The organism is Salinispora goodfellowii, from assembly GCF_059570675.1.
In genome coordinates this window covers 1-26,177 of sequence record NZ_JCANTD010000047.1, presented here as the reverse complement: position 1 = coordinate 26,177, position 26,177 = coordinate 1, and the positions used below count along the sequence as shown (strand labels likewise).

Annotated in this window: 28 protein-coding genes and 5 pseudogenes; 16 read left to right on the top strand and 17 right to left on the bottom strand. The window is 68.4% G+C overall.

The annotated features are described in order from the left end of the window. Both T398_RS25085 and T398_RS25080 read left to right on the top strand, forming a co-directional pair. Positions 1-355 (top strand): annotated as a pseudogene (locus T398_RS25085) (ISAs1 family transposase); the annotation flags it as partial. Between the two features lie 59 nt (positions 356-414). After that, complete coding sequence (locus T398_RS25080) at positions 415-717, top strand: hypothetical protein (protein ID WP_496450298.1); 303 nt, start codon at positions 415-417, stop codon at positions 715-717. A gap of 525 nt (positions 718-1,242) precedes the next feature. Here the strand turns inward: T398_RS25080 and T398_RS25075 are convergent. Genes T398_RS25075 through T398_RS25065 form a run of 3 tightly spaced genes read right to left on the bottom strand, consistent with a single transcriptional unit; the run spans position 1,243 to position 3,675 of the window. Next, positions 1,243-2,559: an MFS transporter gene (locus T398_RS25075; protein WP_496450297.1), complete on the bottom strand. Its 1,317-nt coding sequence runs from the start codon at positions 2,557-2,559 to the stop codon at positions 1,243-1,245. Then, on the bottom strand, positions 2,556-3,212 hold the full coding sequence (locus tag T398_RS25070) for an MOSC domain-containing protein (RefSeq protein WP_496450296.1): 657 nt from the start codon (positions 3,210-3,212) through the stop codon (positions 2,556-2,558). The genes T398_RS25075 and T398_RS25070 overlap by 4 nt, the downstream gene beginning before the upstream one ends. Before the next feature lie 55 nt (positions 3,213-3,267). Beyond that, on the bottom strand, positions 3,268-3,675 hold the full coding sequence (locus tag T398_RS25065) for a nitroreductase family deazaflavin-dependent oxidoreductase (protein WP_496450295.1): 408 nt from the start codon (positions 3,673-3,675) through the stop codon (positions 3,268-3,270). An 85-nt stretch (positions 3,676-3,760) separates the two neighbouring features. Between T398_RS25065 and T398_RS25060 the strand changes: the two genes are divergently transcribed. Together T398_RS25060 and T398_RS25055 are read left to right on the top strand one after the other, a co-directional pair. Then, positions 3,761-4,768 carry an ADP-ribosylglycohydrolase family protein gene (locus T398_RS25060; RefSeq protein ID WP_496450294.1) on the top strand — a complete coding sequence of 336 codons (1,008 nt, stop codon included), beginning with the start codon at positions 3,761-3,763 and terminating at the stop codon, positions 4,766-4,768. Between the two features lie 221 nt (positions 4,769-4,989). Further along, entirely contained in the window at positions 4,990-5,247 is a 258-nt protein-coding gene (locus T398_RS25055) for a DUF5999 family protein (protein ID WP_496450293.1), read from the top strand. A 36-nt stretch (positions 5,248-5,283) separates the two neighbouring features. Here T398_RS25055 and T398_RS25050 read toward each other — a convergent pair whose 3' ends face one another. Beyond that, complete coding sequence (locus T398_RS25050) at positions 5,284-5,823, bottom strand: GNAT family N-acetyltransferase (protein WP_496450292.1); 540 nt, start codon at positions 5,821-5,823, stop codon at positions 5,284-5,286. A 371-nt stretch (positions 5,824-6,194) separates the two neighbouring features. Here T398_RS25050 and T398_RS25045 point away from each other — a divergent pair, with 371 nt between their 5' ends. The 5 genes from T398_RS25045 (at position 6,195) to T398_RS25025 (ending at position 10,931) form a co-directional block, all read left to right on the top strand. Continuing rightward, positions 6,195-6,794 (top strand): biotin transporter BioY, encoded by a 600-nt coding sequence (locus tag T398_RS25045; RefSeq protein ID WP_496450291.1) that lies wholly within the window; start codon positions 6,195-6,197, stop codon positions 6,792-6,794. Between the two features lie 332 nt (positions 6,795-7,126). Further along, positions 7,127-7,447 (top strand): FeoA family protein, encoded by a 321-nt coding sequence (locus T398_RS25040; protein ID WP_496450290.1) that lies wholly within the window; start codon positions 7,127-7,129, stop codon positions 7,445-7,447. Further along, complete coding sequence (gene feoB / locus T398_RS25035) at positions 7,444-9,387, top strand: ferrous iron transporter B (protein ID WP_496450289.1); 1,944 nt, start codon at positions 7,444-7,446, stop codon at positions 9,385-9,387. The genes T398_RS25040 and feoB overlap by 4 nt, the downstream gene beginning before the upstream one ends. A gap of 5 nt (positions 9,388-9,392) precedes the next feature. Then, positions 9,393-9,929, top strand: coding sequence for a NifU family protein (locus T398_RS25030; protein ID WP_496450288.1), 537 nt, complete (start codon positions 9,393-9,395; stop codon positions 9,927-9,929). Between the two features lie 111 nt (positions 9,930-10,040). Continuing rightward, positions 10,041-10,931 carry a M23 family metallopeptidase gene (locus T398_RS25025; protein ID WP_496450287.1) on the top strand — a complete coding sequence of 297 codons (891 nt, stop codon included), beginning with the start codon at positions 10,041-10,043 and terminating at the stop codon, positions 10,929-10,931. Here T398_RS25025 and T398_RS25020 read toward each other — a convergent pair. The 4 genes from T398_RS25020 to T398_RS25005 form a co-directional block, all read right to left on the bottom strand. Beyond that, positions 10,894-11,568, bottom strand: coding sequence for a class F sortase (locus T398_RS25020; protein WP_496450286.1), 675 nt, complete (start codon positions 11,566-11,568; stop codon positions 10,894-10,896). The genes T398_RS25025 and T398_RS25020 overlap by 38 nt on opposite strands. Beyond that, entirely contained in the window at positions 11,565-12,398 is an 834-nt protein-coding gene (locus tag T398_RS25015; RefSeq protein WP_496450285.1) for a DUF4397 domain-containing protein, read from the bottom strand. Before T398_RS25015 ends, T398_RS25020 begins: the two co-directional genes overlap by 4 nt. Before the next feature lie 126 nt (positions 12,399-12,524). Continuing rightward, positions 12,525-12,650: a hypothetical protein gene (locus T398_RS25010; RefSeq protein WP_496450284.1), complete on the bottom strand. Its 126-nt coding sequence runs from the start codon at positions 12,648-12,650 to the stop codon at positions 12,525-12,527. Further along, positions 12,647-13,477, bottom strand: coding sequence for a DUF4397 domain-containing protein (locus tag T398_RS25005; RefSeq protein ID WP_496450283.1), 831 nt, complete (start codon positions 13,475-13,477; stop codon positions 12,647-12,649). The genes T398_RS25010 and T398_RS25005 overlap by 4 nt, the downstream gene beginning before the upstream one ends. A 231-nt stretch (positions 13,478-13,708) precedes the next feature. On the opposite strand from T398_RS25005, the gene T398_RS25000 reads away from it, so the two are divergent. After that, entirely contained in the window at positions 13,709-14,314 is a 606-nt protein-coding gene (locus T398_RS25000; RefSeq protein WP_496450300.1) for an RNA polymerase sigma factor, read from the top strand. Further along, the gene (locus T398_RS24995; RefSeq protein ID WP_496450282.1) at positions 14,268-15,056 is read left to right on the top strand and encodes an anti-sigma factor; all 789 of its coding nucleotides are present in this window, start codon (positions 14,268-14,270) and stop codon (positions 15,054-15,056) included. The genes T398_RS25000 and T398_RS24995 overlap by 47 nt, the downstream gene beginning before the upstream one ends. Before the next feature lie 96 nt (positions 15,057-15,152). Here the strand turns inward: T398_RS24995 and T398_RS24990 are convergent, their stop codons facing one another. Further along, positions 15,153-15,995, bottom strand: a complete 843-nt coding sequence (locus T398_RS24990) for a hypothetical protein (protein ID WP_496450281.1) — start codon at positions 15,993-15,995, stop codon at positions 15,153-15,155. A 247-nt stretch (positions 15,996-16,242) separates the two neighbouring features. On the opposite strand from T398_RS24990, the gene T398_RS24985 reads away from it, so the two are divergent. Next, the gene (locus T398_RS24985) at positions 16,243-17,664 is read left to right on the top strand and encodes a DEAD/DEAH box helicase (RefSeq protein ID WP_496450280.1); all 1,422 of its coding nucleotides are present in this window, start codon (positions 16,243-16,245) and stop codon (positions 17,662-17,664) included. Here T398_RS24985 and T398_RS24980 read toward each other — a convergent pair. Together T398_RS24980 and T398_RS24975 are read right to left on the bottom strand one after the other, a co-directional pair. Continuing rightward, positions 17,661-17,883: pseudogene (locus T398_RS24980) on the bottom strand (DUF6545 domain-containing protein); the annotation flags it as partial. The gene T398_RS24985 and the pseudogene T398_RS24980 overlap by 4 nt on opposite strands. A gap of 90 nt (positions 17,884-17,973) precedes the next feature. Then, on the bottom strand, positions 17,974-18,813 hold the full coding sequence (locus tag T398_RS24975; protein WP_496450279.1) for an SAM-dependent methyltransferase: 840 nt from the start codon (positions 18,811-18,813) through the stop codon (positions 17,974-17,976). A gap of 185 nt (positions 18,814-18,998) precedes the next feature. Between T398_RS24975 and T398_RS24970 the strand changes: the two genes are divergently transcribed. The 4 genes and pseudogenes from T398_RS24970 to T398_RS24955 all read left to right on the top strand — a co-directional run bounded on the left by T398_RS24970 (position 18,999) and on the right by T398_RS24955 (position 21,980). Beyond that, positions 18,999-19,457 carry a GNAT family N-acetyltransferase gene (locus T398_RS24970; protein ID WP_496450278.1) on the top strand — a complete coding sequence of 153 codons (459 nt, stop codon included), beginning with the start codon at positions 18,999-19,001 and terminating at the stop codon, positions 19,455-19,457. After that, a pseudogene (locus T398_RS24965) lies at positions 19,454-19,595 on the top strand (cobalamin biosynthesis protein CobW); the annotation flags it as partial. The gene T398_RS24970 and the pseudogene T398_RS24965, both read left to right, overlap by 4 nt. Positions 19,596-19,846: 251 nt before the next feature. Beyond that, a complete protein-coding gene (gene rsgA / locus T398_RS24960) occupies positions 19,847-20,839 on the top strand; it encodes a ribosome small subunit-dependent GTPase A (RefSeq protein WP_496450299.1) in 993 nt (330 codons plus the stop codon). Positions 20,840-21,242: 403 nt separating this feature from the next. Further along, a pseudogene (locus tag T398_RS24955) lies at positions 21,243-21,980 on the top strand (LPXTG cell wall anchor domain-containing protein). Between the two features lie 95 nt (positions 21,981-22,075). Here the strand turns inward: T398_RS24955 and T398_RS24950 are convergent. From T398_RS24950 to T398_RS24925, 6 genes and pseudogenes are all read right to left on the bottom strand, one after another. Continuing rightward, positions 22,076-22,573 (bottom strand): annotated as a pseudogene (locus T398_RS24950) (type 1 glutamine amidotransferase domain-containing protein); the annotation flags it as partial. Between the two features lie 5 nt (positions 22,574-22,578). Next, positions 22,579-22,962, bottom strand: a complete 384-nt coding sequence (locus tag T398_RS24945; RefSeq protein ID WP_496450277.1) for a VOC family protein — start codon at positions 22,960-22,962, stop codon at positions 22,579-22,581. 137 nt (positions 22,963-23,099) lie between these two features. Further along, complete coding sequence (locus T398_RS24940; protein ID WP_496450276.1) at positions 23,100-23,879, bottom strand: VOC family protein; 780 nt, start codon at positions 23,877-23,879, stop codon at positions 23,100-23,102. A 134-nt stretch (positions 23,880-24,013) separates the two neighbouring features. Then, on the bottom strand, positions 24,014-24,865 hold the full coding sequence (locus T398_RS24935; RefSeq protein WP_496450275.1) for an alpha/beta hydrolase: 852 nt from the start codon (positions 24,863-24,865) through the stop codon (positions 24,014-24,016). Between the two features lie 69 nt (positions 24,866-24,934). Then, the gene (locus T398_RS24930) at positions 24,935-25,474 is read right to left on the bottom strand and encodes a hypothetical protein (RefSeq protein WP_496450274.1); all 540 of its coding nucleotides are present in this window, start codon (positions 25,472-25,474) and stop codon (positions 24,935-24,937) included. Positions 25,475-25,588: 114 nt separating this feature from the next. Then, a partial coding sequence (locus T398_RS24925) for a transposase (protein ID WP_496450273.1) occupies positions 25,589-26,177 on the bottom strand: 589 nt, incomplete at its 5' end.

The following is a 26,177-nucleotide window of genomic DNA, read 5'->3' as shown; positions in this document are numbered from 1 at the left end:
CACGGTCAAAGGCAAGACCAGCCGCGAGACGGCGTACCTGACGATCTCCCTGCCCGCCGGTCAGGCCCGGCCGGTCGATCTGGGCGCCTGGGCTCGGGCGGAGTGGCAGATCGAAAACAGGGTGCACTATGTACGAGATGTCACGTTACGTGAAGATGCGCATCAAGCCCGGACCGGGAACGGACCCGCTGTCTTCGCCACCCTCCGTAACACCTCGATCGGGCACCACCGCCTCAACGGCGCCACCAACATCGCCGAAGCCACCCGCGAAGCCAGCCAGCGTCCCCACGACCTCATCACCGCTGTGACCACCGGAAAACCGACCGTGAACAGGCTAAACGGCACTACGCAATAGCCCTGGGTCACCACGGCCCAGCAGCTAATTCACCCCGCAAATCGAGAAGGGAGACCTGGGTGGGATTCATCCAGATAATCGACTACCGGACCGAGTGCCCCGAGGCGGTGGACCAGCTCCTCACCGAGTGGATCAACGGGAGTGCCGGCCTGCGCACCGCCACCCGTACGCGGGTCTGCCGTGACCGCGATGACCCAACCCACTACATGGAGATCCTTGAATTCGACTCGTACGACGATGCGATGGTCAACTCTGAGTTGGCCGTGACCAACGCGATCCATGAGGCTTTCGTGCCACTGTGCACGGACGGCCCACGCTTTATCAATCTCGATGTCATCCGAGACGAGCCATGGCAATTATGAGAACCGCGGTGGGCGGGCGTGTCGCCCGCCCGCCGCGCCCCTTCTACGGCCTACCTAGTCGGCTAAACCGGCATGGTCGCGCTAACAGGGGAGCTACAGTTTCCCTGTTTCTGACTCCACTGGCTGTGGTTGGCACCCTTGCTCTGACCGGTTGCGCAGCCGGATCCAATGCCAGTTCGGGTCTCGCCGTAACCCCGACGGTCGACTCCACCGCGCCTCCGATCGCAGGCTCCGCCACAACCCCACCCGCGGTGCTCCTATCCGTCGCCGATGATCTGGGACTGCCCCCCGCTGAGCCAGGGCGCACCACGCTCCTGGCCACCGGGCCGCAGTCTGGCCCGGTGGCAGCTGGGCGCGTCACCACTGGTCCGGGCGTACTGTGGATCGCCCTCAACTGCCAGGGCGACGGCTCACTCGTACTCAAGGTGGGCTCAGCTTCCAAGTTCACCGTCCCGTGCGGCCCGGACGTTCACCACGGGCTCAACAGAATTGATACCGCCTCGCACGCGCAGGAGCAGCTGGGGGTCACGGTGGAGACGTCGGCGGAGGTGAGCTGGGCCCTCCGGATTGAGCAGTGACGACGCCGGCCGGAGAGTCGGTTCGCCGTGGCGGCCGGGGGCGCGGGTACGGTGGCGGCCCTTCGGCCCGACGGAGCAGCCACCAGGCGACGGCGGCCACTCCAAGCAGGCCCGTGCCGGCGATGAGGAACACTCCGGCCGGCGAGGTCGCCTCGAGTAGGGGGCCGCTGATCAGGTAGGCCGCGGTCTCCGCGAGGAAGACTGGGCCGTAGATCGCGCCGAACACCCGGCCCAGCTTGTCGCTGTCCACGTTCTGGCCGATGGCGGTGTCGGTGGCGATGTTCTCCAGGCCGTTGCCGGCACCGGCGATCGTGTAGAGGATCACGATCAGGATCAGCTGGCCGGCGACGCCCACGGCGATGAGGCCCAGGGCCGAGCAGCACAGGCCGATGAGCAGTAGCCGCGGGCCGGACGGCTGCCACCGGCTCAGCGCGAGCAGCAACGGCACGAGCACCATCGCCAGTCCGTAACCGCCGGTCGTCACCCCGACCCAGGTATCGGTGCCACCGTGGTCGTCCTTGATCAGGAAGACCAGCGCCACGCTGTCCCAAGCCGCGAAGAAGACACCGATAAAGAGGGAGAGCGCCACCGCCCGGGCAACGGCGTGCCCCGCCACGTAACGCAGGCCGGATGTGAGGTCCGCGACGAACCGCGTGGTACGGCGCGCAGCACCGAGACCGTTGCCGACCGGCGGCAGGAAGAACAGCACCAGGGCGGAGAGCAGGTAGGAGGCCGCGTCCAGGGCGAAGGCGGCTCGCGCCCCGGCGGCCTGGATGAGTACCGCACCGACAACCGGCCCGACGGCCAGCGCCACATTGCGCGAAAGCCCAAGCAGCGAGTTGGCTTGCACCAGGCTGGACCGCTCCACCAGCCGGGGCACGCAGCTCTTGCCGGCCGGCAGGAAGCAGGTGGTCAGCGTACTGGTGAGCAGGATCAGGGCGAGGAGCACCGGAAAGGGCGGCAGGGCCACCGCGATCAGACCGACTGTCCCGAACCGAATCAGGTCGGCGGCGATCATGATGCGGCGGGGATCCCAGCGATCGGCCAGCGTGCCGGTCACCGGACCGAGCCCCTGGGGAAGCGCCTTCGCCGCGAGCGCGAACCCAAGCTCGGTCGGGGTTGCCCCGATTTCGTAGAGGTAGAGGACCACGGCGGTGGCAGTTATGACATCACCGAGGTAGGAGGTGGTACGGGCGAGCCAGAGCGTCCGGAAGCCGCGGTTGTCGATGAGCAGCGACAGCCCGCTACTGGTAGCCCTCGTCACCGGCGCGCACGTTCCCGTAGCGTTTGTCGGAGGTCGTCGGGGAGGCCCTCGACCTCAGCCAGCGCGGGCAGCAACTCCGGCTCGGTCAGGTACGCGTGGAAGGCCGCCGCGATTGTTACGCCATGGGCTGGCCGGCGGAGCACCGAAACCGGATCTCCGGCTTGCACCTCTCCCGGTGTGACGACCCGAAGGTAGGCACCCGGCCGATTTTCTCGGGTGAACCGCTTCACCCACTGCGGCTCCGCCATCTTGGCCTGGAAAGTCGCGCACGGAATGCGGCCAAAGGTCGGCTGGAGTTCGAGCTGGTCGCCGATGCGCCAGGTCTCGCCGATCACCGCACCGTTGACGTCAACGCCGGCCGTGGTCAGGTTCTCGCCGAAGATCCCGCCCGGCAGCACCCGCCCGAGGTGGGCCTCCCACCAGTCGTAGTCCTCCCGGGCGTACGCGTACACGGCCTGTTCGTCGCCGCCGTGGTGCTCGATGTCGAAGATCTGGTCGCCGACCAGGCCGCTGTGTAGGCCGGTGGTCTTCGGCCCGGGGGCTCGGACCGTCACGGGTCCGCCAACTGGCTGTTTGTTGATGCCGGTGACCCCGACTCGCTTCGCGGTGCTGCGCTCCGGGACCGCCAGGTTGACCGAGAGGATGCTGCCCATGGGCAGCAATCTATCGGTCAACCTGGTGTGGAACGAAGGGGGGTTCTGGGGCGGTCTACGACGCGGCTTCCAGCACGACGACGGGGATTTCACGGGTGGTCTTGGCTTCGTACTCGGCGAAGCCGGGGAAGGCGTCTTTCTGTGCGCTCCAGACGCGTTCCCGCTCGTCCCCAGTGGCGACCCTGGCCACCAGGTCGAACGTGTCCGTGCCGATCTCCGCCTTGACCTGCGGATGGGCCCGCAGGTTGTGGTACCAGTCGGGGTGGCTGGGGGCGCCGGCCTTGGAGGCGAACACGGCGTAGCCGTGATCCAACTTCTGGTACATCATCGGGTTCAAACGAGGCTGCCCACTTTTGGCGCCCACGGTGTGCAACAGCAGGAGTGGCGCGCCTGCGAACTGGCCACCGACCCGCCCGTCGTTCTCGCGAAACTCTTTTATGATCTCGGCGTTCCAGTCGCCCATGATCTCTCCTCGCTCGTGTGCCGGGCCCATTATCGTCAATCTGGCATCCCCGCAGTCTCATCCGGTGGGCTATCATCCACTCGATATGCGAGAGCCGACTGCGTCGAACGCGGCGTCGGGGTGCCTGTTCGGACTGGCCTACGGCGACGCCTTGGGCGGACCGACCGAGTTCATGACGGTCTCCGATATCCAGGCCCGCTATGGGCCCGGCGGCCCGCGCGAGTTGGCGGGCCACCCCGCACCGGTTACTGACGACACCCAACTGACCCTGGCGGTCGGGTGGGCGCTGTTGGATGCGCCCACGCCGACGGCCGAGGCGCTGGAGCCGCTGCTTCGGGAGCGGTTCGTGCAGTGGGCGGCTAGCCCCGACAACAACCGAGCACCGGGAATGACCTGCCTGCGTGCCTGCGGGAACCTGGCCCTCGGCCAGCCGTGGACCCAAGCCACGGTGACCAGCTCCAAGGGCTGTGGCGCGAACATGCGGGTCGCGCCGGTCGGGCTCGTCGCCGGCTATGACCTGGACACCCTCGCCGGGGTGGCGCAGCTGCAGGCCGCGATGACCCACGGGCACCCCACCGCGCTCGCGGCCAGTGAGCTGACCGCGTACGCCGTGCGGTTGCTGCGCGACGGTGCGGAGCTGCCATCCCTGCCCATGCTGCTGCGAGCCCGTGCCGGCGACCAGCGCACCGTCTACCGCGACGAGTGGTTGGGTGTGCTGTGGCAGCAGCCCGGCGTCGCCAATCCCGCCGACTACCTCGCCCGTGGCTGGGACGAGTGCCAGCACGTACTGGATCGGCTCGATTTCGCGCTCGCCGCGGCCGACGACGGTGCGGATGCCTGCCGGGTGACCGGTGCCGGTTGGATCGCCGAGGAGGCCCTGGCCACTGCGCTGTTCTGTGCGATCCGGCATGCCGATGATCCGGTGTCCGCCCTGGCCCGCGCCGCCACCACCTCCGGCGACTCCGACTCCATCGCCGGTCTGACCGGCGCGCTCCTCGGTGCCGCCTTCGGTTTGGCCGCATGGCCGGAGTCCTGGCGTGATCAAATCGAGTACGCGAGCGAACTCGCCACGATGGGCGAAGCCTGGGACTGATCTTTCAGTTCGTGATCAGGCTTATTTATACTTACCCCCGTACCCTATTTTTTATGATCCATCAATGTGTGCGTCAGTATTCTGCCGTTTGTGTATCAGTCCGGGGGTGGGCCGCCTCATCTATATCAGCGATGACGTAGCAAATTGGTGGGGGGCGCGGCTACTCCCCCTGTTCCGAGCGCCAGCGCGGCTGAGTCGTCCAATTGAGAGGAAGAACCGGCATGCACACCGTCGACCTCGCCCTCCGGGCCCGGCCCAACGCCAACACCCCGTGCAACCACCAGCCGACGTGTCCCGCCGCGAGCGCGGTTGACCACGAGGCGGCCCGCATCGTCGCGTCTCACCCCGAGCAGGGCTGGAGTCTGCGCTGCAACGGCGTGATTGTCTTCGATGACACTGGTGAATTGATGCCCGACAACAGCCCGGTCGCCCCGCACCGCGGTCCGGCTCGGCACTGGGAGAGCTACCACGGAGCGTGACCCGAATGCCGCTGATCCGCCACCTATCTGGCCGGGTCAGGCCGTCGGAACCCAAAATCGGAGCTGCTCGCTGCGTTGGTCGGCGAAGACCCCGCCGTTGCGTTCGATCACCTTACGGGAGGCGATGTTGTCCACGTCGCACGTCACCAGGGCAGACGTGATGTCCAGGTGGTACGCCATGGGTAGCGCGGCGGTCAGCATCGCGGTCGCATGGCCCTGCCGCCGTGCGGTTGGTCGTACGTCATAGCCGATGTGACCGCCGAAGTCCCGCAGGCTCGGGGTCAGGCGATGCCGGATCGCGAGGCGGCCGAGATAGGCGTCGTCCTGGATCCACCACAACGTGGTTGACGGTACGTGCCCGTCCGGGCGCGGGGATTCCTCGAGGTTTTGCTTTCGTAGCCATTCGACGTACGCCGCGAACCCGGCGGGAGTTGACCAGTGGCGCGAGAATTCGCGCAGCTCGGACCCGATCATGCTGCGGTCTTCCGGGCCGCCACGTCCCTCGGTGCGGAACTCGGCCATGGCGGCAATGAACGATTGATGTACCCCGACGGTGGGCCGGCTCAGCTTGGGCATAGCGATATCAGTATCGAAGAGGCCGTTTGGGCGCAACCAAGATTTCAGCCGTGGTGTCGGGGGCTGAGCGGGCCGGATGGCCCGGGTCGACGGTGTTTTCGTCGCCTATCGTCCCGTACGTGGATGATCAGCTCGACTGTGCCGTATGACGGGTTGAGGGGCGCGCGTCGCTGACCTGACCGGTATCCCGGAGCACCGTCGCGGTCGGCTTGTTGGCCGATCCCGTCACCTTTGCTCGGAGCCTGACTACTCGTGCGCTCCGATGTGGTCTCGCGCTCGTGGGCGGCCGCCCGGGCCGGGGGCAGCGCTGGGAGGATCCACATGATCTGTAGGGACGCCACCGGCGTCGGTAGCGACAACAGGAGGATGGAATGGCAGACGGTTTGGTGCTGGCCTCCGGCCCACGCGTCGGCGTGTTGGCCGACGCGTGGGGTGGTTCCGTGGCGCGGGAGGTCGCCCTGGTTGTTGGTGGTGCTGCTGTCGTCGGTGCCGCCGCGCAGGTGTCGGTGACGATTCCCGGGTCGCCGGTCCCCGTCACCGGGCAGACCTTCGCGGTGCTCCTGGCCGGAACCGCGCTCGGGTCGGCCCGTGGGGTGGCGAGCATGCTGCTCTACCTGGTGGCGGGGGTGTTGGGGGTGCCGTGGTTTGCCGAGGGCGCGCACGGCTGGCCGTCCGCGACCGCGGGCTACCTGCTGGGCTTCGTGTTGGCCGCGGCGGTTGTCGGCCGGCTGGCCTCGGCCGGGGCGGACCGGCGGCCGTGGCGCATGTTCGGGCTGATGGTGTTCGGGAACGTGGTGATCTATGCGGTTGGGGTTCCCTGGTTGACGGTTGCCGCCGGGATGGACGTACCGACCGCGCTCCTGCTGGGCCTCGTTGCGTTCCTGCCGGGCGACCTGCTCAAGGCCCTGCTCGCTGCTGGTCTGCTACCCGGCTCGTGGCGCCTGGTGCGCCGACTGTCCGGCAGTGCGTGAGCAAGTTCGTGGACCCCGGCTGTTCGGTGCGGTGGCTGATATCGATGATCAATGACTGCACCACGGCTGCGCACTGTCCGCCTCTCCAGCGGCTGGTCCGTTGGAGAGGCGGACAGCCTGTTTCGGAAGCTGGAACCCGACCGAGTCGATCTTGGTCGTCCCGCAGGCCGGTAGCCAGCGTCAGGGCGCAGAGATGGCGCTGGCACCGCGAGCGCGGCGGCCGTCGTTTTAGCTGGCGATAGTCCCGAGAACAGGGGCCGAAGGTCACGCCGCAGGGCATTTTCCTGAGGTTAGCCTTACCTAATCTAAGGTTAGTCTGGCTGGGGGCGTGCATGACGAGCAGGACGTTCGAACAGGGGACCGACGGTCGGCCCGGGGCCGAGGCCCGGCCCGGCGATCGGCCCCGGTGCGGCGAAAGGACGCTGGCTGACCTGATGCCGAGCGCCACGGCGCAGGTCGTGAGCGTCTCGGTGCCCGGTTCGTCGGCTGTCGCGCGGCGCCTGGCCGACCTCGGCTTCACGCCCGGTACGGAGGTCCGGGTGCTGCGCCGGGCACCGCTGCGCGACCCCCTGATCTACCTGGTGAAGGATTACGAGATCTGCCTACGCCGGGCCCAGGCGTCGTGCGTGAACGTGGTCGAGGTGGACCGGTGAGCAGCTCCTGCCACGAGAACGGCCAGCCGGCGGCCCAGCTGACCCAGCTGCCGCAGGTGGCCCTGGTCGGTGCCCCCAACGCGGGTAAGACGAGCGTGTTCAACGCCCTGACCGGCTTGAACGCCAAGACCGGAAACTATCCCGGGGTGACCGTGTCCCGCTTCGCCGGGACCTGCAAGGTCGGCGACCGGAAGCTCGCCGTCGAAGACCTCCCCGGCTCGTACGGGCTGGACCCGGTCAGTCTGGACGAGCAGGTTCTGGTCGACGTCCTGGCCGGCAACGGCATGCGGGCCCCGGACGCGTTGCTGATCGTGGTCGACGCGACGACCCTGCGGCGCTCGTTGGGATTCGTCGCGCAGGTGCTGGCCCGGGGTCTTCCCAGCTGCGTGGTGCTGACCTTCACCGACGAGTTGCTCCGCCGCCAGGGCGCGGTGGATGTCGACGCGCTGAGCCAGGCCCTGGGAGTGCCGGTGGTCGCGGTGGTCGGTCACCGCGGTCACGGCATCGCCCAGCTGCGGGAACAGCTGCTCGACTGGAGAGACTGGCCGACCCCGGTGATACCACCACCGGTGGAACCGGGTGAGCGGGACGCCTGGGTGGAGTCCGTCCTGTCCTACGCCGGGTACCGGGCCGCGCAACCGCACGGCCGTACCCGACGGCTCGACGCGGTGCTGCTGCACCCGCTGCTGGGCACCGTGGTCTTCTTCGCCGTGATGGTGCTCTTCTTCCAGACGGTCTTCACCCTGGCCGCTCCGCTTCAGGAAGGGGTCGAGGCGTTCTTCGGCGTACTGTCGGAGTGGGTGTCGGTGCACGTCACCAATCCGTGGCTGGCGGGCCTGCTCGGCGACGCCCTGATCGGTGGAGTCGGCGGCGTCCTCGTCTTCCTGCCGCAGATCATGCTGCTGTTCCTGCTGATCTCTCTCCTCGAGGGGGTCGGCTACATGTCCCGCGCGGCGTTCCTGATGGACCGCGTGATGGGCCGCGCCGGGCTGGAGGGGCGCGCCTTCGTGGCGCTGCTGTCGTCGTTTGCCTGCGCGATCCCCGGCATCATGGCCACCCGCACCCTGCCCTCGGCCAAGGACCGAATCGCCACGATGATGGCGGCGCCCCTGATGACCTGCGCGGCGCGGCTTCCCGTCTACGTGGTCCTGATCGGTCTGCTGGTCGACTCCGAGGCCACGTTCGGTCCGTTCGGTCTGCAGGGCCTGGTCATGTTCGGGCTGTACCTGCTCGGGGCGGTCTCGGCGATGCTCGCCGCATGGGCGTTCAAGAAGTTCGGCGACCGCCGCAGTCAGCCGACACCGTTCTATCTCGAGATGCCGCCGTACCGGCTGCCCTCACCCCGGGCGATCCTGCTGGCGGTGTGGGGCGCGGCGAGTTCGTTCCTCCGCAAGTGCTCGACCATCATTGTGGCCACCACGATGGTGCTGTGGCTGCTGCTGAACCTTCCGCTGCACTCGACCGAGCAGATGCAGGCGGCGGGGGTCGACACCGCTGACTCGGCGGCAGTGTCGGCCTACGTCGTCGATCACAGCTACGCCGCCGAGGTGGGCCGGCTGGTGGCCCCGGTCTTCGACCCCCTGGGCTTCGACTGGCGGATCAATGTCGGTGTGCTGTCCGCCCAGTCGGCCCGGGAGACCTTCGTCGCCACCCTCGGCCAGGTCGCGGCGGCCGAAGACCCCGAAGACCCGGGCGACGCCCTGCGCGCCATGACCTATTCGGACGGCCCGCGCGCCGGGGAGCCGATTTTCACCGCACCGACGATCGCCGCACTGCTGGTGTACTTCGCCTTCGCACTTCAATGCATGGCGACCGTCGGGGTCATCCGGCGGGAGACCGGCACCTGGCGATGGCCGTTGGTGGCCTTTGGCTACCTCACCGTGACGGCCTGGCTGATGGCCTACCTTGCCCGGACCGTGACCGCCTTCTTCGTGGGCTGACTCGGATGGTTCCCCTGCACCCGCAGCGCTGCGCCGACGAACCGGATCTGCTGCGCTGGGTCGTCCCCGCCGACCTGCTCGAATCGGTCGGCGTCGTCGCCGCGGCCCCGCCACCGCTGGCGAGGCTGCTCGCCGACGGGACGCTCGCCGAGCTCCGGCTGGAGCCCGCCGCCGTGCTCACCCGCCTCGGTCCGCGGCACAGCTGGGGAGACCAGGGGCCACGGGTACGCGGCGCACTGCACGCCGCGCTCGGGGAACCCGGCGGCTGGCACGTCGTACCCGACTCCGGTGCGCGGGCCGGGGACACGGAGCTGCGTACGCTGACCCAGCAGCTCCTCGACGGGCCGGTCGGGCAGTTCGCCGCCGCGCACGGCGGCCGGATCGACCTGGTGGACGTGCGGGACGGCGTGGTCACCGTCTGGCTCGCCGGTGCGTGCCACGGCTGCCCGGCCGCCCGCAGCACCCTGCATGGCCAGCTGGAACGTCGGCTCCGGCAGCGCTATCCGGGTCTACGCGCGGTCGTCGACCACCCGGCTCGGTGAACTCGATTCGTCCTCGGCGACGGGCTCGCTTTTACCACTACGGCGAGCGATGTGGTGGCACCGCTCGGCTATCCTCCACCCCATGGCTGACCGTACAAATCGGAGCAAGGCGTGAGTTTGTGGAGCTTCATATGGAAGCGCAGGGTTTTGTTCTTCGGGGTCAGCCTGGTCATCTTGGTGGTCAATCATCGTGGTCTCGGGCCCCTGTGGTGGGTGGCGGTAGCGGTCTCGGCTGTTGTTCTGTTGGCGGGCTGGACCGTGCGGCGCAAACAGCGCCCGCCGCAGGGGCAGGCTCCGGTGCTGGTCGACGTTCCCGTCGCGGGCCGGTGGCTGGCCCTGAACGGCCCGGGCACCAAGGTGCCCAGCCACCAGACCCACAGCTACGCCCAGACGTACGCCATCGACCTGACTCATCACCCCGCTGACGCTCCCGCGCCCGCCTTCCGGTGGCTTTGGCCGCTCGGCCGACGCCCCGGCCAGTACCCGGCTTTCGGTAGCCCGATCCTCGCGCCCGGAGCTGGCGTGGTGGTGGCGACCGTTGACGGCCAGCGCGATCACCTATCCCGTACGTCGCTGCCGGGCTTTGTTTACCTGTTCCTTGTGGAGGGCATCGTACGTAGCCTGGGCCAGCCTCGGCACCTGCTGGGCAATCACCTCATCCTCGACCTGGGTGAGGGCGTCTACGCGGCCTTTGCGCATCTGCGGCGGGGGTCAATTCGAGTTTCTGCCGGTGACCAGGTCGTGACTGGTCAGCAGTTGGCTGACTGTGGCAACTCCGGCAATTCGTCCGAGCCGCACCTGCACTTTCAACTCATGAGCGGTCCGGTTCCGGAGCTCGCGCACGGCCTACCCTTTGCGTGGTGCTATCGCGACGATGACGGGGTCGAGCATCGCGGAGTGCCCAAGAACGGTGACTACTTCCAGCCGAGGTGGCGGGAACTCCACGCGGGCGCCGGTGAACGGATCACGGCGCCGCTGCCGGTCCTGCCGGCACCGCGGTGACCACGAGGTTGTCGCGGTAGCGGCGGGTGTCGGCGTCGAAGGGTCCGCCGCAGGTGATGAGGGTCAACCGCTGGTCGCCGTCGCGGGCGAAGTACCGGTCCAGCGGAATCTTTGTCTTCTGGTACTCCTCCCGGGCGATCACCCGGTAGGCGCGGTCCTGGCCATCGCTGCCGGTCACGGTCACTCGGTCGCCCTGGTCCAACTCCCGGAGCCGGAAGAACGCACCTTCGCCTTGCGTGGAGCTGTCCACGTGACCAGCTATCACCACGGAGCCCGCCGGTGCCGCCAGCCCCGGCCCGTAGCGATACCAGCCGACCTGGTCCACGCTGGGCGGTACCTCGAACTCATTGGTCTGTGGGTTGATGCCGACAGCGTTCACCGTGGCGGTCACCCCGATTGCCGAGATCCGCAGGTCGACCGGCGGAACAACCTCGGCGCCGGCCGGCAGTTCACCCTTGCGCACCGGCACCGGCGATCGGCTTCCTGCTGCGGAGGGGGTGGTGTCGGCGAGGGCGGTCACCTCGTCCGCGCCGACATCCGCCGCAGGCCGAGCGGCAACGGCGACCACAGCGGCGACGGTGAGGGCGGCGGCGCCGGCGGCCATGGCCGTCAGCGCCCCGCGGTTCCGCACCGTCACCGGTTGCTCCTCCGGGCGGTGGCGACCCGAGTTCCCCCGCCGACCAGCAGGAGGGCGCCGGCACCGGCCAGGAGGTACCACCAGGTGTTCGCCCCGGTGTCGGCCAGGCCGCCGTCACCGCTGGGCACGCCGGCGGGGGGCGAGTGCAGGCCGGTGATGGTCTGTGCCACGACCTCGAGGGTGCCGGCATCGGCCGAGCCGAACGCGTAGACGATCGTCGCGGTACCCTCGCTCAATTCCAGGTCGGCGGGGCCGATCGTGACGGTCTCCGTGCCGGCGAGCACCGCATCCGCCGTGATCGTTCCGGCTTCCATGTCGGCCTTGGCCTCGTTCGAGTTGGTCAGGTTGGTGAAGACCGAAGTGCCGCCGGCCCGTACGTCCATCGCCGGAGCGGCAGCGATGTGCCGGGCGATCAGCCGGGACTTGCCGGCGTCCACCTTCGAGGTGTCGTTGACGAAGGAGGTGAGCTTCGGCTGGCCGCCCGCGTCCAGGTGGGCGGCCATGCTGATGTTGGTTCCGCCCAGTACCTCCGCGTCGTCGACCGTGAGGAACGCGTTGGCCACCGGCTCGCCCGGCTCGGTCAGCGCGATGTCGTACACGCCTGCAGCCAGGCTCAGCGGGCCCGCCACCTCGCCGGGTGCGAAGTTGTCCAGCGTCTTTTCCCCATTGAGGTACACGTCGACCGGGGTGCCCGGGATGCCGTGGATCGCAGAGACCTCGGCTGTGGCCGCCGCGTACGCCGGGGTTGCGGTGAGCGCGCCGACTCCGGCGAATGTCAGCGCGGCGAGCACGCCACCTGCGGCCACCCGGCGGGAGTACGAGAGCTGCATGCCTGCCTCCTGGTGATTAGTCCTGATTGGTCAGGCTAGCTGGTAAAGAGCGCACGCTCGCTCCACACAAGCTGAATGCGGCCGAAAAATGCTTTGTCTTTCGACGTCGCCGCATTCACGCGGGCCTCAGCCGATGATCCACCCTGTCGAATTCGTCGCGGGCCGGAAGGTGTAGGCGGCCAGCGTGGCGATGGTAAGGACGGCGGCGCCGGCGGCCACCGCCGCCAGCGCCCCCCGGTTCCGCACCGTCACCGGCTGGTCCGCCGGGCGAACGCGACCCGAGCACCCCCGCCGACCAGCAGGAGGGCACCGGTGCCGGCCAGCACGTACAGCCAGGTGCTCACGCCGGGGTCGGCCTGGCCACCGCTGCCGCTGGGGACCCCGGCCGGAGCCGAGTGCAGGCCGGTGATCGTCTGCGCCACGACCTCGAGGTTGCTCGCGTCGGCCGAGCCGATCGCGTAGACGATCGTCGCGGTGCCCTCACCCAGGTCCAGGTCCGCCGGACCGATCGCGACGGTCTCCGTGCCGGCGAGCACGACATCGGCGCTGACGCTGCCGGCGTCCACGTCCGCCTTGGCCTCGTTCGGGTTGGTCAGCTCGGTGAAGACCGGAGTGCCGCCGGCCCGCACGTCCACCGCCGGAGCGGCGGCGGTGTGCCGGACGATCAGCCGGGACTTGCCGGCCTCCACCTTCGACGTGTCGTTGACGAACGGCGTGATCTTCGGCTGGCCGCTCGCGTCCAGGTGGGCGGCGAGGCTGATGTTGGCGCCGCCCGGAACCTCCGCGTCATCGACCGTGAGGATCGCGCTGTCCACCGGCTCGCCCGGCGTGGTCAGCGCGATGTCGTACGCGCCCTCCTCCAGTTCCAGCGGACCCGCCACGTCGCCGGGGGTGAAGTTGTCCAGCGTCTTCTCCCCGTTGACGTACACGTCGACCGGGGTGTCCGGGATGCCGTGGACCACCGAGACCTCGGCCGTCGCCGCGTACGCCGGGGTCGCGGTGAGTACGCCGATTCCGGCGAACGTCAGCGCGGCAACTGCGCCGCCGGCGGCCACCCGACGAAAGTACGAGCGTTGCATTTCTGCCTCCTGGTGATTGGTGTTGATTGGGTCAGGCTCGGTGTTCGAAATGGGTTACGTCCGCTCCACATCAGCCGGATGCGGCTGGAGGAAATTTTGTTTTTTCGGCGTGGCTGCATCCACGGGCGCCTGAGTCGACGAATAGTCCTGCGGCAGACAGGTACCTAGGGGAGTGAGGCGAGGGCTGTGGGGGTTACAGTCGGGCATGCCCCACAGAAGGCGACTCGTCCGGTGACGGTGGCGGCACCGCAGGAGCCCTCGGGCCCACCGGCGGACCTCGCGGCCCGCTTCCGCTCCGGCGATGAGGCGGCGCTGCGGGAGGCGTACGACCGGTTTGGCCGCGCAGTGCTGCACCTGGCCATCAGCACGCTGTCGAATCGCAGCGATGCCGAGGACGTCACGCAGGCGACGTTCGTGGCTGCCTGGCTGGGGCGGGAGACCTTCGATCCGGCGAAGGGGTCCCTGATCGGCTGGCTGCTCGGCATCGGCCGCCGCAAGGTGATCGACCGGCTCCGGGCTTCCGCCCGGGAGGCCCGGGTGGTCGAGACGGTGCGTGAGCTTCCGGACCCCACCCCGACCCGCTCCGACCCGGACACCGTGGTTGACCGACTGGTGGTGGCCGACGAGCTGGCGAGCCTCCCCGGTGAGCAACGACGGATGCTGGAGTTGGCGTTCTTCGACGACCTGACCCACCATCAGATAGCGACCATGACCGGCGTGCCGCTCGGCACGGTGAAGAGTCACATCCGGCGCGGCATGCAGTGCCTGAAACGCAGATGGGAGGTGGACGGTGCAACACATGGACCACGACCGGCTGGTCTTCCTGGCGCTCGGTGAGAGTGAGCCGGACAACGGAGAGCGCGCCTACCTCGAGGGCTGCGAGCACTGCCGGTCCGAGCTGGAGAACCTTCGGCGCGTCGCCGACCTGGGTGCCGAGGGGCAGGCTCTGCACGACCTCCCCAGCCCCCCAGACCATTTGTGGCAGGGCATCGTCGCGGAGATCCGGGCGGCCGAGCAACTGCCCACGCTCGTGGAGCCGCGTCGGCCCGTCACCGCCCCCGTCACCGCCCCCGACACCTTCGCCGATTCACCTGCACGGATCCTGTCGCCACCAGCGCGAAAGCGGGTTCGGTGGTCGGGCTGGATGACGACCGTCGCGACCGCGGCGGCGGCCGCGGTCCTCGGCGTGGTGGGCACCGCCGCCGTGCTGGGCGGGACGGAGCCCGCGCCCGCGCCGCAGCAGCAGCAGACGGTACGGGCCAGCGCGTCGCTCACGGCGTTCGGTGAGACCCCGCCAGAGGTGAACGGCGCGGCCCGGGTCTTCGGCAACGGCCAACTCCACCTGCATGTGGTGAATCTTCCCGAGGTGTCGGGTTACTACGAGGTATGGCTGATCGACCCCGGAACCATGGAGATGTTCTCGGTTGGGGTGCTCGGTGGCGACACCGAGGCGCTGCTGCCGCTGCCCCCGAACGCCGACCTCGAGCGGTACTCGGTGGTGGACATCTCCGCAGAGGGGTACGACAACAACACCGCCCACTCCGGCGACAGCCTGGTGCGGGGCACCCTGACGAGCTGATCAGTCGGATTGCCCCGCAGGCCCGCCGCGTTGGGGTGCCTGCGTCGGTTGCCCCGCAGGCCGCTGCGCCGGTATCGACGGTGAACTGGGCTGCGACTAACTGTGCCGTTGCCAGACGGACCGCAGCGAGTCCCAGTTGCCACCAAGGCTGTCGCAGAGTACGTCCACGAAGACAGCGGTATCGGTGCCGTCCGGGTTCCACCAGATGCCGCAGAGCGCCGGGACCTCGCCGGTCGGGGTGGTGTACTCGACGTACAAGCCCGGAGCGCCGGTGACGCCACCCAGCTTTTCGCCGGGCTCCTCCGCATCGGGTCGGTCGCTCGCCGAACTGCGGGCGATCCGCTGCCGGAAGCTCAGGTCGGCAGCGCGCCCCTCGGCCGACTGGTACGCGACGAAGTGGAGATACATGCCGCCGTCCCGGCACAGCACGTGGGCGCGCTCGCCGGGGCCGAGGGCCGGGCCGCCGTCATCGGTGTTCGCGGCGCAGCTACTCATGTCGGCGAGCCACGGCTCCGCCAACGGGATCAGGTCATCCGGGAACGCCGCGCGGTTGGCGGTGGCGAAAGGGTCGGTGGGTTCTTCGGGCGGTGCCGCAGCCGGAGCTGGTTCTTCGGCGGGTGCGTCCGACTGCGGAGCGGCGACCGGGGTGCTGTCGGGGGCAGTCGCTCGGCCGAGGACGAACGCGCCGACCCCGGCCACCAACGCACCGGCGAGCACGCCGACGATCACGCCGCGCAGCAGCTTCCCCCGCGGTGGGGGCGGAGACGGCACGATCCGGCGCTGCGGTGCTGGTGCGGCGAAGTCACCGGAAAGCGGCGGTGCGGCGAAACCGCCTGAGACCGGCTGTGTGCTCAGACCGTACTGGTCGTGGCCGCCGGAGGCAGACGCGTGCTCGTCGTTGGGCCAGTATTCCCGTCCGGGGGCCGCTCGATCAGTCACGTGCGGCACGTTATCAGCGCCTATCGCAGCCCCGCAGACTCGTTCAGTAATTTATTCATCGTGCTGGAAGCGCGTGGATGGTGCTGATGGCAGAACGACGGTGGGCAACGTGCTCCGGAAAGGCTTCGGCTAGACTTGGCGCGCGGCCCTTCCAGCAGAACGACCGGGTTCGATGCCCACGTCACACGCCGCGACCGAAACGGTCAGCGCCGGGCGGGACGGCCCCCCTTCAACCTTCGGAGCCTCCATGGCGGCAAGCCGCCCGCGCCAGAACACCTCGCCTGACTCCCAGCGCACCCTGCCCGACTCGGTGACCTTCACCGACCTCGGCGTGCCCGACGCGCTCAACCGCCAACTGGCCGCTGCCGGGGTGGAACGGCCGTTCCCGATCCAGGCCGCGACCCTGCCGGACGCGCTCGCCGGGCGGGACGTACTCGGCCGGGGTCGTACCGGTTCGGGCAAGACCTACGCCTTCGTGCTGGCGGTGCTGACCCGCCTGGCCGCGAACCCCACGCGACGTCGCCCTGGCCGCCCCCGGGCGCTGATCCTCGCGCCGACCCGTGAGTTGGCCACCCAGATCGACCGCGTGATGGCGCCGCTGGCCCAGGCGCTGTCGCTGCGCACGATGGCTATCTTCGGCGGTGTCGCCGCCCGGCCCCAGATCACCGGGCTCAAAGCCGGGGTCGACGTCCTGGTGGCCTGCCCGGGACGGCTGACCGACCACGTCGAGGCCGGGCACGCGCACCTGGACGCCGTCGAGATCACCGTCCTCGACGAGGCCGACCACATGGCCGACCTCGGCTTCCTGCCCGGCGTACGGCGGCTGATGGAGCGCACCCCGCGGGGCGGGCAGCGGCTGTTGTTCTCCGCAACCCTGGACTCCGGCGTTGACGTCCTGGTGCGGCGGTTCCTCACCACACCAGTCGTGCACAGCGTCGACTCAACGTTGTCGCCGGTCGCCGCGATGACCCACCACGTGCTGCACGTTCAGGCCGAGGACCGGTTCGCCGTGCTGGTCGAGTTGACTGCCACGTCGAACCGTACGGTGGTGTTCACTCGTACCAAACGGGGTGCGAAGACCCTGGCCCGGCGGCTGGCCGCAGCTGGGGTCAGCGCGGTCGAGCTGCATGGCAACCTGGCCCAGGGCGCCCGTACCCGGAATCTGCGGGCGTTCGCCACCGGGGAGGCGCACACGCTGGTAGCCACCGACATCGCCGCCCGGGGCATCCACATCGACGACGTGGCGCTGGTCGTACACGCCGACCCGCCGGTGGAACACAAGGCGTACCTGCACCGCTCGGGGCGTACCGCTCGGGCTGGTGCGGACGGGACCGTCGTGACCCTGATGACCGACGCGCAGGTGACCGAGGTGCGGGCCTTGACCCGCAAGGCTGGCATCACCGCGACCACGAGCCGACCGCGCCCGGGTGACGCGCTGCTCCGCGAGATCGCCCCGGGCGAACGACGGTTGGCCCCCCAGCCCGTACCGTCCGCCGACGGCGCCCGGCAGGAGGCGCGACCCGCTCACGGTGGCCGGAGGCAGCGCGGCGGCAAGCCGGCGCCGAGCACCTCGACGCGGTCCGCACCGACCCGGTCCGGGACGGCCCGGTCCGGGGCGGCGGCCTTCTCCACCCGGGCCCGTGCGGGCACCCGCCGCAGCGGACGCTAACCGCGGGGGTCAGTCGGGTAGCTGCTGGATGTGGCAGAGCATCCGGTACGGGTGGCGGCCACCACCGGTGACTGGTGGTATGCGGTGGCGACGCGGGCGAGCCAGGTGATCTCGTCGGCGTAGCCGTCGGCCGATCGGGGGTGGGGCCTCGGCTGGATGCGGCTGGGTGGCGGTGACGCCGGCCCGGTGCGCTCGCAGGCCGAAGGCCAGATGGGCGGCACGACAGGTGTTGACACCTGACCGTTACGTACACGTGTGGGGTGCCGGCCACGGATGCGCTGGTCGCCGACTGTGGTGTCTATCTGCTGGTCACGGTTTGTAGCCCACCCCGCAGAATTCGTCCACCTCGGGCCCGGTAGCGGTATCGGCGTCGGGTCGCCATCGGGTCAGTGAGACGATGCCCGGCTCGACCAGCTCAAGGCCGCGGAAGAACCGGCTGATGCCGTCGAGGCTGCGTACCACCATCGGGTCCGAGCCGCCCTCGTTCCAGATCCGGACCGCCTCGTCGGTTGCGGCGCCGTGGATGGCGTTGGTGGTGTGTGTCATCGCCAGGTAGCTCCCCGACGGGAGCGCCTCAACCAGGCGGTCGACTACCCCGTAGGCCTCGTCGTCGTCGGCCAGGAAGATCACAATGCCGAGCATGGTGATGGCGATCGGCTTGGTGAAGTCGAGTGTCTTGGCCGCCGCAGCGATGATCTTGTCTGGATCCCGCAAGTCGGCGTCGATGTAGTCGGTCGCGCCCTTGGGATGGCTGGTCAGTAGCGCCCGTGCATGCACCAGGACCAGCGGGTCGTTGTCGGCGTAGACGATGCGCGACTCGGGAGCGATCGACTGGGCGACCTCGTGGGTGTTGTTGGCTGTCGGCAGGCCGGTGCCGATGTCCAGGAACTGTCGAATGCCGGTCTCTCTGGCCAGATGGGTGACTGCGCGTACCAGGAAGTTTCGCTGGTTGCGGGCCAGCTCGATGATGTGTGGGTAGGCGGCGATCGTGTGGTCGCCGACCTCGCGATCCACCTCGAAGTTGTCCTTGCCGCCCAGCCAGTAGTTCCAGATCCGGGCCGGGTGTGCGATCGTGGTGTCGATCTTCGAGGAGAGTGACCCGTTCGGTTCGGCGGCCGGTGGCGTGTCTTCCGAAGGGGTGTTTGTCACTGGGAATCTCTTCTCGACTCGCGGCGGATGACTTCTTTCATACCGTAGCAGGGGCACCGAAAACGGCCGTCCTCTCTCCTCTGTGGAGAGACAGGGTGCGGGTTGTCTCTCGGGCGCAGGTGAAGCCGCACTGCTGCCGGGAAACCGATCGCCGGTTCTGCCTCCGGGCCGCTAGGCTCCGCCGCATGCGGTTGGAGCGGATCACCCCAGAGAACCTCGAGGCGGCTCTTGCGCTCTCGGTGCGGCCCGATCAGGAGCACTTGGTCGAGTCCGTGGCGGAGTCGCTCGCGGAGGCGTACGTCTGGCCCGACTACGCCTGGCCAAGGTTGATCTATGACGGCGATAAGCTGGTCGGCTTCGCTATGGCCTTCTTGGATATTCCGTGGGGGCCCGACCACGATGCCGACGATCTGAGGTCGGGCCTGTGGCGGCTGAATATCGCGGCTGAGGCACAGGGGCGTGGCTACGGTCGGTTCGCGGTTGACGCCGTATGTCGAGAAATCCGGGCAAGGGGCGGTGACCGGGCATACGTCACCTGGGAGCCGGGGGTGGGCGGGCCGGCGGGCTTCTACCTCAGGTTGGGCTTTCGGCCGACCGGCGAGGAGAGCGGCGGACAGACGGTAGGTGTCCGTAGCCTTTCCTGACCGTGCTCAGCGGCTTCTGGCCAACCGCGACGTACGCCATTGCCCGCACTGCTGGTAGCGGATCCGACCCTGCTGCTGGTCCAGCACAATCTCGCCGACCTACGTGTCGGCACCGTGCGGGGGGTCGTGCGTGATTCATGACACCTGGGGATGGATGGAGTAGGGTGTCAGCGGGCCTCGCAGTGAGGCTGCGGGGGATCTGAAGGAGGAGGTGGCGTTTTCATGCATGTGACAGCTGAAGACCGCCACGCTTCGTGCGCCTGAGCGACATCAGGTGACGATCGGTTCACCCGATCGGATTTCACTCCTTCCCGCAGAAGGTTCCTCAGTTGTCTTCTCCCCGTAGGGGTCCGTCGGAGACCCCCGAAACATCCATGTCTCTTGCCGCCTTGGGCTGGTCGAATCGATGGCAGGCGGCGCTTGCCGCGCACGGTGCCGGCCGTCCGGGGCGCGTCGTCCGCCACGACGGTTCAGCCGTCCTGATCAGCACCGAAGACGACACCCAACACTTCCCCGTACGGTCCTCGGCACCCGCGCTCGCGGTCGGTGACTGGGTCGTCGTCGACGACGATCGCGTCCTCGACCTGCTGCCGCGGGCTTCACTGCTGCGCCGTCGTGATCCCTCCACCGGAGGGAGCCAACTCATCGCCGCGAACGTGGACGTGGTGGGCATTGTCTGTGGCCTGGACCGGCCGGTCGTCCACGGCCGGCTGCAACGCTTCACCTCGCTCGCCTGGGACGCCGGAGCGGCACCGTTGGTGATCCTCTCCAAGGCTGATCTGGTGAGCTCCACCGCGCAGATCGAAAGCGGTCTGCTCCAGCAGCATCCCGGTGTTGACGTCATCTCCGTCGCGGCGGCGACAGCCACCGGGGTGTCTGATCTCCTCGGTCGGTGCGCGAAGCGCACGCTGGTGCTCGTCGGCGAGTCCGGGGCAGGGAAGTCGACGCTCCTCAACGCCCTTGCTGGCCGGGAGCTGGGCGCCACCGGAGCGGTCCGAAGCTCGGACGCGAAGGGCCGGCACACCACCACTGCCCGGCAGCTCTTCGCACTGGAGGGCGACTGCTGTCTGATTGACACCCCCGGCATGCGCGAGGTCGGTGTTCATGCCGACGTCGCCACCGTTGACGCGGGGTTCGACGACATCGCGGAGTTGGCGCTCGGCTGTCGCTTCGGTGACTGCGGCCATGCCAACGAACCTGGTTGCGAGGTGCTCGCGGCCGTCGCCGACGGGAGGCTGAGCGAGCAACGACTGCGGGCCTGGAATCAGCTGTGCCGTGAGGCCGCCTGGGCAGAGCTCCGCGCGGATCCTGCGGCCCAGCGCCGCGCCGGTCGAAGACTCGCCCGGGTCATCAAAGACGCCCAGCGGGCCAAGCGGCGTTGACCCACTCTGATCCTCGCGCACGTCGTTGACAGGAAGACAGGCGCTGTTGCGCCGGACGGTCCGCCGGGTGAACCGGTGGACCGTCCGGCGAGGTCTATCTCGGTCGTTCCGCTTCGTGCCGATCGTTGTAGCTGCCCTCGTCCTGCATTATACCGAAATCTGCTGCTGGGCAGGATAAGGCTGTTGAACGGTCATCAAGATGGCGGAATGGTATAGATCTCCGCATTTTGTCGGGGCGGCGAGTCCGGAGTGATGGCTAACTCTTACCTATTCCCCGAATTTCGCCCATATCCCACTAACTGGCGTCAGCCCAACAAAGTGATATCGGTGCTGTGTATCCCGCTTGCGGTTCCGCCGGGCAGCGGTAGTATTCCGATGTTTTGATTCACGGGAGGAAAATCGCATGCGATGGAAGGTTCTGGCTGGCGCTCTGATGGCGGCGGCCTTTTTGATTCCGGCGACGCCGGCGGCAGCTCAAGTCGGACCGCCCGGGCTGGACGCGTCCTGTCAGCCGATTGAGCGCACGGTGTACACGGACATCTGCGAGCTCGTCGCCATCAATCTGGACACCGCCACGGATGAGGAGGTGCGGGTGTTGGCCGCCCAGATCCTGTCCGCAGCGAAGACCGACTCGCTGATTGTTGTGCCGCGTGAGATAACCGAGCGGTTGAACGGCACAGGTGATCTTCGGTCGTTCCTCAAGGCGGAATTGTAGGGCGCCTGGTCGGTGGATCTGCGGATCCGTGTGGTCCAGACGTTGACCGACGCCGGCCCAAACGTTGATGCGGCTGCCCGGGAGGTGCTGCGAAACACGGATATCGATGGGTATCTGGCCTACCTCCATGATGGCCTGTACGCCGCACGTGAGCTTGACTGCGCGGCTCAGCCCACACCGACGCCGACCGATACGCCAACGGCGACGCCGACCGATACGCCAACGGCGACGCCGACCGATACGCCGACTGGTGCATCGACCTCTGCCTCACCGGCCGACCCGGGTACCACCGGGGGCGAAGGCGGCGGGCTGGCCGTGACTGGTGCCGACACCGCGACCGCGGCCGGCATCGGCGGTGCGCTGCTGCTCCTCGGCGGTGCGGGCTACGTGATCGGGCGTCGACGCCGTACCCGCTTCCAGGCATAGTTGGCCGCGCCCGGCTCGATATTTTCGCGGGCCGGGCGCGATCAGCGAGGTACGCCGCGGCTTACTGCTCCCGTAGGAGACCCGTATTGCCGGTGTCACGTGGCCGACCCGGTATGCCCGCCGTCGGCAATTTCGTCGACCAGCGTGGCGCAGAATGCCGGCAGATCGCCGGGCCTACGGCTGGTGATCAGGCCGTTGTCGACGTAGACCTCCTCGTCAACCCAGGTAGCGCCGGCGTTGGCCAAGTCGGTGCGCAGGCTTGGCCAGGAGGTGAGGGTGCGGCCCTGCACCACGTTCGCCTCGACCAGTGGCCACAGGCCGTGACAAATGGCGGCTACCGGCTTACCGGATTCAACGAAGGTCCGAACGAAGCGCACCGCGTCGGGGTCGGCCCGCAAGAAGTCCGGGTTGGCCACCCCACCGGGCAACACCAAGGCGTCGTAGTCGGCGGGGTCTGCGGCGGTAACAACCCGGTCCACCTCGTACGTCGTGGACTTGTCCAAGTGGTCCACTGACTGAATCGGTTTCTCGCCCAGAGAGATCAGTTCGGCGATGCCGCCGGCGGCCTCCACCGCGGCACGCTGAGGCTGCGTGCGGCTCAGTCGGTGTGGGGGTCTTGCATCAGCGCGATGATCGCGCCCGCGGGGTCCTGGATCAGTGCGAATCCACCTGGCCCGGTCCCGTTGGGCTGGCGCACAACCTTGCCGCCCTTCTCCGCCACCCGGGTCAGGCTTGCGGAGAGGTCGCTGACCGCGATGTAGGTGATCCACTGTGGCGGTAGGTCGGCGTTGTCGTTCCTGGCATGGCAGATGCCAGCGACCGGGTTACCGTCCTGTGCGAGCATCATGTAGTCGTCGTAGTCGCCCATGCTTAGCGGCTCCGGCTTCCAGCCAGTCACGTCTGCGTAGAAGTCGCGTATGCCGTCTGCGTTCTGGACGGTCAGGTCGAAGCCCGCGATTGTGCCTACCTTGGTTTGACCCATCTGGCGTCGGTTCCCTTCGCGTTCAATCCGAGCGTGCTGGTTAAAGATCGACGTATTCCTTAATCGCGTCCTATCGGTAGGGAAGCATCGAAGGATAGGACCGGGGCCGCGAGATGCGGGCGGAACGGCGCCAGGGCTTATCTCGTATGCCCGAGGCGGAACGGGCCGCGGCGTTCGGTGGCCACGAAGGTGGCTCCGAACGGATCGGCTAGGACGACGTCGCGTCCGTGCGGCGATTCCTGCGGAGCCGTCACCACCCGACCGCCGTGCGACACCGCCTGCTCCGCGGCCTTCTCCGCGTCGGGGACCTGAAAGTACGCCAGCCACGCCGCGTGCCCTTCGTGTGGGCGTTGCTCCGCGCCGGCAAAGACTCCCGCCACCGGTCGACCACCGGAGTTGAGCGTTACGTAGGGCGCGTCCTCGCGCGGTTCGGTGTCGTAGCCGAAGACCCGCCGGTAGAACTCAACGGTGGTGGCCAGGTCGGCGCTGGTCACCTCGCTCCAACAAGGCGCTCCGCCCTCGTCAACCACTTGCGACCCGCTCAGCTCGCGGCCCTGCCACAGGGCGAAGACGCCGCCGGTGGTGTCCTGGGCGATCGCCAGCCAGCCGACCATGGCGTCCTGCCGCGGCTTCACCACCTTGCCACCGGCATCGGTGACCCGTCGCAGGGCCGCCGAGCAGTCGGCCGTCGCGAGGTAGATCGTCCAGTTCGACTGGGCGGGCGCCGGTTCGCCCGGATGTGGTTCGGCGATCGCCGCTACCGGTTTTCCGCGAACCTGGCACATCGTGTAGAAGTCGCCCTGGAAGGTCCAGCCCAGCACCGGTCCGTAGAAGTCCATTGCGGTGTCCCGGCTGGGCACCGTCATGTCGAACCAGCACGGCGTGCCGGAGGCGTACGCGCCGTCAACGTCACTCATGGGATCTCCCTTCCTTGGGTCCAGTTCCCCACCGGACACTATACGACCAGCACGCTTGCGCGGAGAGTAGTAATAACACTCGCGGTACGGCCAGCGGGACGACCCCGTGGTGTCCGGGAAAGGGGAAGCTTCGCTCATTGGCTGTCGGCCGGCCTCCACAGCCACCGCAGAGCGTCGGGGATCAGGGTCCCGCCATGATTCGGACTGTGGCCACCATCGCCCAGCACAAGACGGAAGTCATAGCCGGCTTCGGCCAGAGCGGCCGCTACCCGGAGGTTGTTGGCCAGCCAGTTTCGCTCGGGCTCGTTCCAGTGCAGGTCTCGATGGCCCGCCTGCAAGAAGACGCGTAGCGGCTTGCGGGGAACGCGGGAAATCAGTTCGGGGTATGGATTACCGCCGGGCATCTGCGCAAAGCTGGACAGGCAGCCGACGACCCGTCGGAATTTGTCCGGGCGGAACCACGCGGCAGTGAAGGCGCAGCTACCGCCACTGCTGCAGCCGCCGATGCCCCACAGCTCGGGGTCCTGGGTGATGGAGTAGCGGTCGGTGACCTGGGGGATGATCTCCGCCAGGAGGAAACTGACGTATCGGTCATCGAAGGCGTCGTATTCGAGGTTACGGTTTGTCGGACTCTCGGCCCCCTCGAAGGTGCCCGGATCCACGAACAGGCCAATGGTGACCGGAATTTCCCCGTGGTGGATGAGATTATCCAGGACGGTTCCGCCCCGGACCTCTCCCGCTGGGTCCAGGTTTAGCTTTCCATCCTGAAAGACGATCAGCGCCGCTGGCTTGGTGGGGTCGTACTGCGCCGGGAGGTGAACCCAGAACTTGCGAGATGTTCCGGGGTAGGCGTGGCTCTCACGCCAGTCGAACTCGATGGTCTCGCCAGCGGGTACACCCTGCTGCGCGCTCGAGTCCGGGCCATGGGCGTACCGGACGTTCGACTGGTTGACCGGGAGCGGGCGGTAGGGGATCTCGACAGTCACCTGTGCAACCTAAAAGACAACCGCATGACCGCGGCAAGCGAGATTAGGCCCGTCCAGCGGAGCGGGGATTCAGAAACCGAGGATGGCTGCGGCGACCACGGAGAAGAGGGCGGCGGTGAGCAGGACCAGTCCGGTTGGCGCACCGACGACTGCGCTCACCGACAGCTTCCGGGCCCGGGCGACCGGGATCGCGGCGACCGAGACGACCGTGATGAGAGCGGCGACCAGGTGGATCATCGGATAGCCGATCAGCGTGGCGACCGGGAAGAGGTGGACACCGACGACGAAGGCGACCCACATCGAGATCAGGTCCCGTCGGCCACGGCGCGTGAGCAGGACCGCCCCGAGGGCCGCGGCCCCGAACTCGATGGCGACCACGACCCCGAATGCCCGGCTGGTGGCCTCGTCGAAGGCGGTGCCGTTGTGCCAGAGCCGCCAGGTCAGCAGAGCACCGGCGATCGCGGTGAGGAGGCCGGTCACCGAGCCGGCGGCGAGGAGCCCGCGCCACCTGCCCGGAGGGGCTTCCTGCGCCCAGCCGAACCAACTCGAAGCGAAGAACCCGAAGATCACGGCAGTTGCCGCAAAGTCCCGCACGTGCTCGGCAAACATGGCGCCTCCTGCCCGCTGAGGACAAGCTACGGCAGTTCGGGGCACTCCTCCAGCCTCCGGGGCCGGACAACGTGCCAGCTAGTGCTGTGACCACGAACGTTTGCGGTGTTGGGGTCAGGCTGCTCGGGTAGCTGGCTGGCCCCAGCGTCGTTGTCGTTCGCTGCGGATGCGGGCGCGTTCTCGGCGTTGGGCGGCCAGGACGTCGGGGTGGCGGGCGTTGGCGTTGCGCCAGCGCAGGTAGGCCTGCAGCCGCCGGGTCAGCGCGGGGTGGTTGGGGTGGTTCGAGCCGGTGATGACGAAGGTGCGCAGCGGTCCGAACTGGGCCTCGATGGGGTTGGCCCAGGAGGCGTAGGTCGGGGTGAAGCAGAGCTCAACTTTGTTCCGTGCCGCGATGGGTGCCCCATCCGGTCGGGCGGCGCGGATGGATTTGAGCGCGGCGAGGGTGTTCGCGGCGCTCTTACGCCGGCGCACGACGCCCCAGAGTTGGTCATCACCGAGGCTGTAGCAGCCGTGGAACTGCCGGACTCCGTGCAGCTTGTGGTAGTTCGCGGGCAGCCGGTGCGGACGGCTCGCGGGCGCCCATCCGGTGCCGGCCTGGGGGCGGATGACCAGGGGCCCGAACTCGTCGAAGGCGAACACCCGCTGCGGGAAGCTGCTGCTCACATGCTCGATCCGGGCGAGCTTGGCATCGCGGTGTGGGTCG

Coding starts and splice junctions, on each gene's coding strand:
- T398_RS25070 (WP_496450296.1), bottom strand. CDS start 3,212: ATGGGCAGCATCCTCTCGGTCAACCTGGCGGTCCCGGAGCGCAGCACC.
- T398_RS25065 (WP_496450295.1), bottom strand. CDS start 3,675: ATGGGCGACTGGAACGCCGAGATCATAAAAGAGTTTCGCGAGAACGAC.
- T398_RS25060 (WP_496450294.1), top strand. CDS start 3,761: ATGCGAGAGCCGACTGCGTCGAACGCGGCGTCGGGGTGCCTGTTCGGA.
- T398_RS25055 (WP_496450293.1), top strand. CDS start 4,990: ATGCACACCGTCGACCTCGCCCTCCGGGCCCGGCCCAACGCCAACACC.
- T398_RS25050 (WP_496450292.1), bottom strand. CDS start 5,823: ATGCCCAAGCTGAGCCGGCCCACCGTCGGGGTACATCAATCGTTCATT.
- T398_RS25045 (WP_496450291.1), top strand. CDS start 6,195: ATGGCAGACGGTTTGGTGCTGGCCTCCGGCCCACGCGTCGGCGTGTTG.
- T398_RS25040 (WP_496450290.1), top strand. CDS start 7,127: ATGACGAGCAGGACGTTCGAACAGGGGACCGACGGTCGGCCCGGGGCC.
- T398_RS25030 (WP_496450288.1), top strand. CDS start 9,393: ATGGTTCCCCTGCACCCGCAGCGCTGCGCCGACGAACCGGATCTGCTG.
- T398_RS25015 (WP_496450285.1), bottom strand. CDS start 12,398: ATGCAGCTCTCGTACTCCCGCCGGGTGGCCGCAGGTGGCGTGCTCGCC.
- T398_RS25005 (WP_496450283.1), bottom strand. CDS start 13,477: ATGCAACGCTCGTACTTTCGTCGGGTGGCCGCCGGCGGCGCAGTTGCC.
- T398_RS24985 (WP_496450280.1), top strand. CDS start 16,243: ATGGCGGCAAGCCGCCCGCGCCAGAACACCTCGCCTGACTCCCAGCGC.
- T398_RS24970 (WP_496450278.1), top strand. CDS start 18,999: ATGCGGTTGGAGCGGATCACCCCAGAGAACCTCGAGGCGGCTCTTGCG.
- T398_RS24945 (WP_496450277.1), bottom strand. CDS start 22,962: ATGGGTCAAACCAAGGTAGGCACAATCGCGGGCTTCGACCTGACCGTC.
- T398_RS24940 (WP_496450276.1), bottom strand. CDS start 23,879: ATGAGTGACGTTGACGGCGCGTACGCCTCCGGCACGCCGTGCTGGTTC.
- T398_RS24930 (WP_496450274.1), bottom strand. CDS start 25,474: ATGTTTGCCGAGCACGTGCGGGACTTTGCGGCAACTGCCGTGATCTTC.